Annotated in this window: 11 protein-coding genes; 8 read left to right on the plus strand and 3 right to left on the minus strand. The window is 69.0% G+C overall.

What is annotated here, in order from left to right; translation table 11 throughout:
* Window positions 1-80 precede the first annotated feature (80 nt).
* Window positions 81-1013 (minus strand): PDR/VanB family oxidoreductase, encoded by a 933-nt coding sequence (locus HOV91_RS16690; RefSeq protein WP_174186319.1) that lies wholly within the window; start codon window positions 1011-1013, stop codon window positions 81-83.
* A 145-nt stretch (window positions 1014-1158) separates the two neighbouring features.
* Here HOV91_RS16690 and HOV91_RS16695 point away from each other — a divergent pair, with 145 nt between their 5' ends.
* From HOV91_RS16695 to HOV91_RS16730, 8 genes are read left to right on the plus strand one after another with little or no spacing between them, the layout of a single operon-like run.
* Entirely contained in the window at window positions 1159-2319 is a 1161-nt protein-coding gene (locus HOV91_RS16695; protein ID WP_174186320.1) for an acyl-CoA dehydrogenase family protein, read from the plus strand.
* Between the two features lie 10 nt (window positions 2320-2329).
* Entirely contained in the window at window positions 2330-2854 is a 525-nt protein-coding gene (locus tag HOV91_RS16700) for a YiiD C-terminal domain-containing protein (protein WP_174186321.1), read from the plus strand.
* Entirely contained in the window at window positions 2851-3744 is an 894-nt protein-coding gene (locus HOV91_RS16705; RefSeq protein WP_174186322.1) for an alpha/beta hydrolase family protein, read from the plus strand. Before HOV91_RS16700 ends, HOV91_RS16705 begins: the two co-directional genes overlap by 4 nt.
* 9 nt (window positions 3745-3753) lie before the next feature.
* Window positions 3754-4887, plus strand: a complete 1134-nt coding sequence (locus tag HOV91_RS16710) for an ABC transporter ATP-binding protein (protein WP_174186323.1) — start codon at window positions 3754-3756, stop codon at window positions 4885-4887.
* A gap of 35 nt (window positions 4888-4922) precedes the next feature.
* The gene (locus HOV91_RS16715; RefSeq protein WP_174186324.1) at window positions 4923-6296 is read left to right on the plus strand and encodes an ABC transporter substrate-binding protein; all 1374 of its coding nucleotides are present in this window, start codon (window positions 4923-4925) and stop codon (window positions 6294-6296) included.
* Window positions 6293-7150 (plus strand): metallophosphoesterase, encoded by an 858-nt coding sequence (locus tag HOV91_RS16720; protein ID WP_174186325.1) that lies wholly within the window; start codon window positions 6293-6295, stop codon window positions 7148-7150. Before HOV91_RS16715 ends, HOV91_RS16720 begins: the two co-directional genes overlap by 4 nt.
* 4 nt (window positions 7151-7154) lie before the next feature.
* Entirely contained in the window at window positions 7155-8105 is a 951-nt protein-coding gene (locus tag HOV91_RS16725) for a carbohydrate ABC transporter permease (RefSeq protein WP_174186326.1), read from the plus strand.
* Window positions 8095-8907 carry a carbohydrate ABC transporter permease gene (locus HOV91_RS16730; RefSeq protein ID WP_174186327.1) on the plus strand — a complete coding sequence of 271 codons (813 nt, stop codon included), beginning with the start codon at window positions 8095-8097 and terminating at the stop codon, window positions 8905-8907. The genes HOV91_RS16725 and HOV91_RS16730 overlap by 11 nt, the downstream gene beginning before the upstream one ends.
* 125 nt (window positions 8908-9032) lie before the next feature.
* Here the strand turns inward: HOV91_RS16730 and HOV91_RS16735 are convergent, their stop codons facing one another.
* Together HOV91_RS16735 and HOV91_RS16740 are read right to left on the minus strand one after the other, a co-directional pair.
* The gene (locus HOV91_RS16735; protein ID WP_174186328.1) at window positions 9033-9509 is read right to left on the minus strand and encodes a DUF3237 domain-containing protein; all 477 of its coding nucleotides are present in this window, start codon (window positions 9507-9509) and stop codon (window positions 9033-9035) included.
* Window positions 9510-9512: 3 nt separating this feature from the next.
* Window positions 9513-9959: an ester cyclase gene (locus HOV91_RS16740; RefSeq protein ID WP_217440577.1), complete on the minus strand. Its 447-nt coding sequence runs from the start codon at window positions 9957-9959 to the stop codon at window positions 9513-9515.
* Window positions 9960-10114 lie beyond the last annotated feature (155 nt).

The following is a 10114-nucleotide window of genomic DNA, read 5'->3' on the forward strand; positions in this document are numbered from 1 at the left end:
TTTTTTCTTTCTTCTCGGTTTTCTCAGGGAAGCGGCGACGACGAGCGCGCCGCACGCCTGCCGCGGTCGCGGCGGGCAGATCAGAGGTCGAGGACGAGCGGGCCGGACCTGGCCCGGGAGACGCACAACATCATCGTGTCGCCCCGCGCCCGCTCCTCGTCGGTGAGCAGTTCGTCCCGGTGCTCGATGTCGCCGCCCAGTACCGCGGTTTCGCAACTGCCGCAGGTGCCTTCGCGGCACGAGGTGACGATGCCGATTCCGGCGGACTCCAGGACGTCGGCGATGGACTGGTTCGCCCCGATCCGGAAGGTCTTGCCACTGGCCGCCAAGCGCACCTCGAACGGTTCGTTCGGGGCGAACTGCAACTTTCGCGGGACGAAACGCTCCACGTGCACCGGCACTTCGCGGCGCGCGCCTTCGGCCTCCGCCGCGGCCAGCAGCGGTTCCGGCCCGCAGCAGTACACGGCGGTCTCGCCGAGGCCGGTGAAGATCTCTTCCAGCGGCAGCAGCCCGTGCTCGTCCTGCGGCAGCAGTTTCGCCCGCGGATAGCGCTCGGCGATGGCGTCGGCGAACGCCATGTGCCCCTTGGTGCGCCCGCCGTAATACAGCGACCAGCGCGCACCGGCGGCTGCCGCAGCGGCCACCATGGGCAGGATCGGCGTGATCCCGATTCCTCCGGCGAGGAAGACGTACCTGTCACTGCCCACGAGTTCGAAGTTGTTGCGCGGTACGGATACTCGCAGCACCGAGCCGGGTTGTGCGGCGCGGTGCAGATAGGCCGAGCCACCGCGCCCGTTCGGTTCGTGCAGCACCGCTATCCGCCAGCGCCCCCGGTCGGCCGGGTCGCCACACAGTGAGTACTGCCGCACGCCCGCCGCACCCACCGCGACATCGATGTGGGCTCCCGGCGTCCACGACGGCAGTTCGCCGCCGTCGACCGGGGCCAGCTCGAGCGAGAACACGCCCTCGGCCTCGTCGCGGCGGCGCCAGACTCGCACCGCTATGTCAGTCATATCGTCCCCTAGCCCGGCAACGTCTCCGCGATCACCGTCGCCGAGACGAGCCGCCCCCGCAGCAGACGAATGGGCAGTCGATTCGCACAATCGACGTTGACTATCGCCCCCTCCCCCGGCCGCGAGCCGCCCCGAGACTGACGCCATGACCACTGTGGCGCAATTGGTGGACAAGACCACCCAGTTCATTCGGGACCAGGTCGTTCCGGTGGAACGCGAGGTCGTCGTGGACGGGCGGGTGATGGACGACGCACTGCGGCTGGAGCTGCAGAAGAAGGCCAAAGAGGCCGGCGTCTTCGGCCCGCTGTCGGATCCGCGGTACGGCGGGCTCGGCCTGGACACCCGCGCCCAAGCGCAGGTGCTCGAAGCCGCGGGCGCCAGCCTGCTCGGCCCGATCGCCCTCAACGCGTGGGCGCCCGACGACGGCAACATCCACCTGCTCGCGCATGTGGCGAACGAAGAGCAGAAACAGCGCTATCTCGCGCCGCTGGCCGCGGGCGACGTCCGTTCCGCGATCGCGATGACCGAACCGGCCCCCGGCGCCGGCTCCGACCCCGGCATGCTGCAGACCATCGCCGAGGAGACCGACTCCGGCTGGGTCATCAACGGCGCCAAGCATTTCACCACGGGCGCGCAGGGCGCGGCGTTCACCATCTGCGTGGCGCGCACCGGCGACGGCCCGACGATGTTCCTGGTCGACCAGGACAACCCCGGGATGCGCGTGGGCCGCCGCATGCCGACCCTCGACCACACCAGCGCGCCGGGCGGCCACTGCGAGGTGACCTTCGCCGACTGCGAGGTGCCCGAATCCGCCGTGATCGGCCAGGTCGGCCAGGGTCTGGCGCTCGCGCAGGTCCGGCTCGCGCCCTCGCGCCTGGTGTTCTGCATGAACTGGCTCGGGCTCGCGGTGCGGGCGCACCGGTTGACCATCGAGCACATCGGGACGCGCACGTCGTTCGGCGTCCCGATCGCCGAGCACGGCATGGCCCAGGGCCTCATCGCCGACAACGAGATCGACATCGCCGCCGCGCGCGGCGTGATCCGCACCGCCGCCGAGACCATCGACGCGCAGGGGCCGACCTCCTCGCAGGCGCGGCACGAAGCGTCGATCGCCAAGACGTTCGTCTCCGAGGCGGTCTGGCGGGTCCTCGACCGGGCGGTCCAGCTGCACGGCGGGCTCGGCGTCTGCGAGGACCACCTGGTCGCCCGATTCCTCGTGGAGGCCAGGGCCTTCCGGATCTACGAGGGGCCTTCGGAGGTCCTGCGCTGGTCCATCGCCCGCCGCGCCCTGCGCACCAAACGCTGAAGGAGAGACCATGACCACGCGTGAGATCGCCGGCTTCGCCGCCGCCTATCCCGAACTCGACTGCGACGCCGTCGATTACGAGTATCTGCGGGCGGTGTCGCAGGAGATGGTGCCGTTCGGGCGCCACGTCGGCACGCTCATCACCGAGATCGGGCCCGACCGCGCCGTCGTCGAGATCCCCGCCGTCGGCGAGGTCCGCAACCACATGGGCACCGTGCACGCCGGAGCGCTGTTCACCGCCGCCGACATCGGCGGAGCGGCCGCGTTCGTCGGCGCGGCGGCCACCCGTCTGCGCACCGTCGAGCGGCTGGTGCTGCGCGGCGGCAGCGCCTCCTACCGCAAGCCCGCCATCGGCCGGATCCGCGCCGTCGCGACCGTCGACCAGCGCGAGCTCGCCGACGTGCTCGCCGCGACGGCCTCGCAGCGTTTCGAACTGACCGGCAAGGCCAGCTTGCTCGATGACGGCGATGTCGTCGTCGCGAAGTTCACCTTCGACTACGTGTGTGACGTGACCATCGGGGAGGGCGACCGATGACCACCGCGGCACCCGAGAACCGTTCGGAGTTCACCGCTCTGGAGTCGACCACGGTCGACACCGCCGACGGTGTCACCTTCACCGTCCGCTTCCTGGCCTCGAAGAAGCCCGGCGCGCCCGTCGTGCTGATCCTGCCCGCGATGGCCATGAAGGCGAAGAACTACTTCGCGCTCGCGAAGGAATTGCACGCACAGGGCCTTTCGGTGGCGACCACCGACCTGCGCGCGCACGGCGAGGCCAAGCCCGAGCTGGGGCTGCACCGCGACTTCGGGTATCGCGAGATGCTCGAGACCGACCTGCCCGCGCTGGTCGCGGCGGTGCGGGCGCGCTTCCCCGAGGCGCCGATCCATCTGTTCGGGCACAGCCTGGGCGGACAGCTCGCGCTGCTGTTCGCCGCGGCCGAACCCGACCGGATCGCGGGCGTGACCGTCATCGGCACCGGCACCGTGTTCTGGTGGGCCTTCGGTGTGCGCCGCTGGTGGGAGGCGCTGAGCCAGATCCAGTGGATCGGCCTGGTCTCCCGGTGGAAGGGGCACTGGCCCGGCGGCGTGCTCATCCCGGCCCCGATGCCCGGCGGCGTCATGCGTGACTGGTCGATGCATTCGCTGACCAGCTACTACCGCCCGAAGGGCAGCACGCGCCGGTACAACACCCTGCTGCGCGAGCTGACCGCGCCGGTGCTGGTGATCTCGCTGTCCGACGACGTGCTCGGCCCGAAGTCGAACGTCGACTTCCTGGTCTCCCGGATGCCGAAAGCCCGGGTGACGCAGTGGCACATCGACGAGAACTCGCCGGTGCGGCACCGCGACCACTTCCTCTGGGTGAAGGACTCGCCCGCGATCGCGGCCAGGGTGGCGACCTGGATCGTCGCCGGCGAGCTGCCGGGCTGAGGGGCGACGGTGGCACGACTGCGAATCGAAGCGGTGTCGAAGCGGTTCGGCGCCGCCCACGCGGTGCGCGAGGTCAGCCTCGACATCGCCGACGGCGAATTCATGGTGCTGCTCGGCCCGAGCGGCTGTGGCAAATCCACGCTCCTGCGCATGATCGCCGGACTGGAGGATCCTTCCGACGGCCGAATCCTGCTGGACGACAGGGACATCACGCACCAGGCGCCGCAGCAGCGCGATCTGGCGATGGTGTTCCAGAGCTACGCGCTGTACCCGCACCTGACCGTCGCCAAGAACATCGGCTTCCCGCTGCGCGCCCGCCGCACGCCGCGGGCGAAGATCGCCGAGCGGGTGTCGGAGGTGGCCGCGGTACTCGGCCTGACCGAACTGCTGCGCCGCAGACCGTCCGCGCTGTCGGGCGGGCAGCGCCAGCGCGTCGCGCTGGCCCGCGCCATGGTGCGCGATCCCGGCGCGTTCCTGATGGACGAGCCACTGTCCAACCTGGACGCGAAGCTGCGCAGCGCCACCCGCGCCGAACTGATCGGACTGCATCAGCGTCTCGGCGCGACCTTCCTGTACGTGACCCACGACCAGGTCGAGGCGATGACCATGGCCGATCGGATCGCGCTGCTCAACGAGGGGCAGGTGGAGCAGGTGGGCACGCCGACCGAGCTCTACGACCGGCCCCGGTCGACCTTCGTCGCCGGTTTCCTCGGCGCACCGCCGATGAACCTGTTCCCGGCCGTCGTCACCGAGCGGGATGGCTCGCTGCGCGTGGTGGCCGACGGCATCGACACCGAGTTGGCCATCGGCGTCCGTGATTTCGGCGACGACCTGGAAGTGGTCGCCGGGATCCGCCCGGAACAACTGCGCCTGGATCCGACCGGCGCCGACATCCGCGGCCGGGTGACGATGGTGGAGAACCTCGGCAGCGAGGAACTGATCCACTTCACCACCGGCGATCGGGTCCTCTGCGCCCGAGCGCCCCGGCCCGCGGGCGTCACGGTCGACGACAGCATCGCGCTGCGGGCCGACCCGGCGCACATCCACCTCTTCCATGCCGCCTCCGGCCTGCGCCTGACCTGGCAGCAGACGCGGCAGGACGCCCGAATCGACAGCGCGGGCGAGCCCGTCGCCGTCGCCTGAACCCCGAACACCCCCAACTCGATGAGGAGAACACCGTGAAACGCACCGCGCCCATTCTGGGCCTGGTGTTCGCAACCACCGTCGCGCTCAGCGCTTGCGGCGGACTCGGGAGCACCAACACCGACTCGAACGCCGACAGTGCGCAGATCCCGGAGCTGAAGTCCGACCAGCAGGTGTCGATCGTGTTCGAGTCCTACAACTACGGACTCGCCGGCGCCTGGACCGACACCTTCAATTCCCTGATCGCCGATTTCCGCACGAAGTTCCCGAACATCACGGTGACCGCGCAGAAGCCGCAGGGCAACAGCCCGAACCCGGCCACCGACACCATCTCCAGCATCCAGAACCAGATGGTCGCGGGCAACCCGCCGGACGTCGCCCAGCTGGGCTTCAGCGACCTGGACTTCACCATCCACCAGCTCGGCGCCAAGCCGCTGGACACCCTGGTCGGCAAGCAGGACGTGCAGCGCAACTTCGACGGGGCGAAGCATCCCTTCGCGCCGAAGGCCCGCACGCTGGCCGATTGGGACGGCCACACCTACGGTGTGCCGTTCGTGTTCTCCACGCCCGTGCTCTATTACAACGCCTCGCTGTTCGCCGAGGCGGGCCTGGATCCCGCGCAACCGCCGGCCACCTGGCAGCAGGTCGCCGAGGCCGCCACGGCGATCACCGGGAAGACCGGTAAGGGCGGGGTCTACATCGACTGCCTGACCAAGGCCGCCAAGGACTGGTGCTTCCAGTCGCTGGTGCGCTCCAACGGCGGCCGGGTGATCTCCGAGGACCGCACGAAGCTCACCTTCGCCGACGCTCCCGCGGTCGAGGTCACGGCGATGAGCCAGCAGCTGGTCAACTCCGGCGGCATGCCGAAGCTCAACCAGAAGCAGGGCTACGAGGCGTTCGCGCGCGGTGAGATCGGCATGATCCTGGAGACCAGCGCGATCCAGGGCACCTTCGTCACCGGCGCCAAGGACAAGTGGGATCTGCGCTCCGCGCCGATGCCGAGTTTCGCGGGCAAGCCGACCGTGCCGACCAATTCCGGCGCTTCGCTGCACATCCTGTCCAACGACCCGGCCAAGCAGCGCGCCGCGTGGGAGCTGATCAAGTTCCTGACCAGTGAGTCGGCCTACACCAAGATTTCCCAAGGCATCGGCTACTTGCCGCTGCGCACCGGCCTGATGGACGACCCGGCCGGATTGCAGGCCTGGTCGAAGCAGAATCCGCTGCTGGCGCCCAACGTCGCCCAGCTGGCGAACATGGAACCGTGGATCTCCATGCCGGGCAACAACTATCTGCAGATCCGCGACGGCATGATGGACGCGGTCGAGGCCATCGTGTTCCAGGGCAAGGATCCGCAATCCACCCTCACCGCCGCCCGCGATCAGGGCGCCAAACTGCTGCCCGCGTCATGAGCGAGGTGACGATCGTCCAGCTCACCGACACCCACATCCGGCCCGCCGGTGAATGGGTGCACGGCATGGTGGACACCTACGCCAACCTCACCCTCGCGTTGCAGCAGCTGCGGGCCTCCCAGCGGCGCGTCGACGCGCTGGTGCTCTCGGGCGATCTGACCGATACCGGGTCGCCCGAGGCCTACCAGCGGTTGCGCGGCGCGGTCGAACCGGTGGCCGCCGAACTCGGCGCGCAGACCGTGTACGTCATGGGCAACCACGACGAGCGCACCGCCTTCGCCACCGAGCTGCTCGGAGCCGATCCCGCCGACGTCGATCCCGACACCACGCACGACCAGGTGGTCGACGTGGCGGGTCTGCGGGTGATCGCGCTGGACAGCACGACCCCGCGACGGCACGACGGCCGGCTCGAGCAGCGGCAGCTGGACTGGCTGGCCGAGCAACTGCGCGAACCGGCGCCGCGCGGCACGCTGCTGGTGCTGCACCATCCGCCGATCCCCTCGCCGGTCGCGGCCACCGAGTACCTGCGGCTGGAACGGCCCGAACTGCTCGGCGAGGTGCTGGCGGGCTCGGATGTGGGGCTGATCGTCTGCGGTCACAACCACCTCACGGGCGCGGCGGCGCTGGCGGGCATCCCGGTCTGGATCGGGCCCGCGCTGGCCTACCGGATCGACACGATCGCCCCGTCCGGACGGCACCGGGGATTGATCGGATACGGCTACAGCCGCATCGATCTGCTCGGCTCGACGCTGGTCGCCACGGCGATCGAGGCGACGCCCGCCGAGACCCTCTACGACCGGCCCGAGCAGGACGTGCTCGACCAGCTCGCCGCGCTGGCCGCGGAGGCCGGGTAACTCGATGTTCGTCGTGGAATCACCCCTCGCGACCACGGAACCGGCCGAAACGGTCGCACCCTCGCATCGCCCCGCCCGGTTTCGCCGGGCGGGGCGGTTCGCCGCGCCCTACCTGTATCTGGCGCCCGCGCTGGTGTTGCTCGTGGTGTGGATCTACCGGCCGCTCGTCCAGGCGGTCGAGCTGTCCACCTATTCGTGGAACCTGTTGCCGACCTCGCCGATGAAGCCGGTCGGCACCGGCAATTACGAACGGCTGCTGGATCTTCCGGCCTTCTGGGATTCAGTCGGCCGCACCGGAGTGCTGATTGCGGGCATGCTGCCGTTCACGGTCGTGCTCCCGCTGCTCATCGCGCTGGCCAGCCGACGGGTGCACGGCCGGGCGCGGACGGTGTACCACGCGTTCGTCTTCGTGCCGTTCCTCGTCGCGCCCGTCGCGGCGGCGGCGGTGTGGCGCTGGTTGCTGCATCCGGGCAGCGGCTTCGTCGATCAGGTCCTGCGCTCGGACCGCAACTGGGTCTACGACGTGGGCACCGCGCACGGGGTGATCATCGTGATCACCGGATGGCAGTTGCTCGGGTTCGCCGTGCTGGTGATCTGGGCGGGGCTGGCGGGCATCAGCGGCGATTACGACGAGGCCGCCCAAGTGGACGGCGCGAGCGCCCGGCAGATCCGCCGGTGGATCACCTTGCCCCTGCTGTCCCCCACGCTGCTGTTCCTGGTGCTGACCACGGTGCTGCTCAGTCCGACCCTGACCTTCCCGCTCATCGACTCGATGACGCAGGGCGGTCCGGCGCAGGCGACCACCAACATCTACTACCTGTTGTGGGACTACGCCTTCCACAGCTTCGACGCGGGGCTCAGCGCCGCCGCCGGTGTCCTGCTGTTCGCCGGGTTCGGAGTGATCGCCGGCATTCTGGTGTGGGTCTCGGAAAAGGTTGCCTTCCATGATGATTGACCGATTGCGCACCGCGGGCAGCCATCTGCTGCTCGCCGTGACCGCCCTGCTGTGCGCGTTCCCGATCTACTGGCTGTTCGCCACGTCGCTGCGGCGGCCCGAAGACGTCACCTCGCTGTCGCCGATCCCCTGGCCGATGTCGCTGGCCAACTACGGCGACGCGGCCGACAAGGTCGACGTGGTGGGCCTCATCGGCAACACCTTCTTCGTCGCGGCGCTCTCGGCGGCGGGGCAGCTGCTGATCGCGCTGCTGGCCTCCTACGCGTTCGCGATGTACACCTTCCCGTTCCAGAAAATGCTGTACCTGGCGTTCGTCGGCACCTGGCTGGTGCCGTTCCAAGTGACGATGCTGCCCAACTACGTCCTGCTCACCAAGCTCGGGCTGATCAATTCGCTGATCGGGGTGGTGCTTCCGACGCTGTGCTCGGCGCTGGCGGTCCTGCTGCTGCGCCAGCACATGGCGAGCTTCCCCAAGGAGCTCGTGGCGGCGGCCAAGATCGACGGCCGTTCCTCCTGGTCGATCCTGTGGACCGTGGTGGTGCCGAACCTGCGCCCCGCCTTGGCGGCGCTGGGGATCCTGCTGTTCATCAACGCGTGGAACGAATACTTCTGGCCCGCAGTGGTGCTGCGCCAGTCCAACAGCGTGCTCCAACTGGGCCTGCGCAGTTTCATGGGCACCGAGGGTGACCAGTGGGGGCCGATGATGGCGGTGGCCAGCCTCGCCTGCCTGCCGGTGTTGCTGATGTACCTGCTGCTGCAACGTCACATCGTCAACGCGTTCGTGCGGTCGGGGTTGAAGTAGGGCGGCTCCACGCGGCCCTACTCGCCTCGCTCGCACTGCTGACGTACTCGCTTCCGCCGAACCCTCATGGTCTACGCGTGTTCCCGCGCGGTTCGGCTCGAACTCGATACCGACTGATTCGCCGGTCAGAGTACCTCGAAAACGCGGTAGGCGATGCCGCCCTCGACCGGGTAGCCCGATCCCACGCAGACGATGTCGTTGAGCCACAAGTACTTCGGCGCGCCGGTTTCGAACACCGGCGACGTGCGGAAGTAGTAGCGCGCCGGGTCGACGAGGTGGCGGGTGGCCGGATCGCCGATCCGGTCACGCACCTCATCCGGGATCACCCACCGCCCGCCGTAGGTCATCAGCACCAGCGCGCCGTCGTCGGTGCGCAGGGTGAGCCGGACATCGAGCGTCATGGTTCCATCTGGCCGGAACAGCGCCCAGTCACCCCCGCCCGGCACCACCTCGCCGCGTAATCGGGACCCCTCGAACGACCCGCCCGCGGCTCCGAATAGCACCCGCCCGTTCCCGATGTGCAACGGCGGCGCCAGATCCACTACGACATCGAACAGTTGGCCGGTCTCGATCGCGGCGACATCCTTGACCCGTGCGTCCATGATTCAGCTCCTCGCAAACAGTTTCTGACGTACCGCGTCGGTGGAGACGCCGGATTGAGCGCACAGCTCGGACAAGTCAAAATGGAAGTACTCCCCCGCGATCAGCCCGTCCGCGAACGCGAAACGGATGAACACCGGCAGCTCGGCCCGCACACCGTTCGGCTCGACCCCGAACCGGGCTCCCGTCATCGTCATTCGCGCCGTACCCCAGCAGATCAGCCTCTCGCCCGCCGCCGCATGGCCGCTCAGCTCGACGGCATAGTCCGGAAACGACGCGAAGAAAGCCCGCAGCGCGAGTTCGTTCGCGCCCAGCCCGCGCGCCACCGACCCGAAAGCCGGTGTCTCCAAGAGCATCTCGTCGTGCATGAGCCGCAACGCCGCAGACACATCCTGCCGGCTCTTGACCACGGCGAGTTCCGCCGCCAGGTCCATCATCCAGCCATCACTCATGGGGTGAACTATACGGTCGACCGTATTTATTGTCTACCCACACCTTGCGGCGCGCACTATGCCGCAGAGACCACGAAGGCCCGATCCCTGCGGACCGGGCCCTCGTGGGCGATCGGGGTGCGCCGCCATCGGACGCGGGCCGTCACCGCGTCCGA

The organism is Nocardia barduliensis (genome assembly GCF_013315795.1).
In the GTDB taxonomy this organism is placed as follows: Bacteria; Actinomycetota; Actinomycetes; order Mycobacteriales; family Mycobacteriaceae; genus Nocardia; species Nocardia barduliensis.

What these genes read in the sequence shown, in the direction of transcription:
- HOV91_RS16720 (WP_174186325.1), top strand. Translation starts at nt 6,293, where the DNA reads ATGAGCGAGGTGACGATCGTCCAGCTCACCGACACCCACATCCGGCCC.
- HOV91_RS16705 (WP_174186322.1), top strand. Translation starts at nt 2,851, where the DNA reads ATGACCACCGCGGCACCCGAGAACCGTTCGGAGTTCACCGCTCTGGAG.
- HOV91_RS16725 (WP_174186326.1), top strand. Translation starts at nt 7,155, where the DNA reads ATGTTCGTCGTGGAATCACCCCTCGCGACCACGGAACCGGCCGAAACG.
- HOV91_RS16740 (WP_217440577.1), bottom strand. Translation starts at nt 9,959, where the DNA reads ATGAGTGATGGCTGGATGATGGACCTGGCGGCGGAACTCGCCGTGGTC.
- HOV91_RS16735 (WP_174186328.1), bottom strand. Translation starts at nt 9,509, where the DNA reads ATGGACGCACGGGTCAAGGATGTCGCCGCGATCGAGACCGGCCAACTG.
- HOV91_RS16700 (WP_174186321.1), top strand. Translation starts at nt 2,330, where the DNA reads ATGACCACGCGTGAGATCGCCGGCTTCGCCGCCGCCTATCCCGAACTC.
- HOV91_RS16690 (WP_174186319.1), bottom strand. Translation starts at nt 1,013, where the DNA reads ATGACTGACATAGCGGTGCGAGTCTGGCGCCGCCGCGACGAGGCCGAG.
- HOV91_RS16730 (WP_174186327.1), top strand. Translation starts at nt 8,095, where the DNA reads ATGATGATTGACCGATTGCGCACCGCGGGCAGCCATCTGCTGCTCGCC.
- HOV91_RS16695 (WP_174186320.1), top strand. Translation starts at nt 1,159, where the DNA reads ATGACCACTGTGGCGCAATTGGTGGACAAGACCACCCAGTTCATTCGG.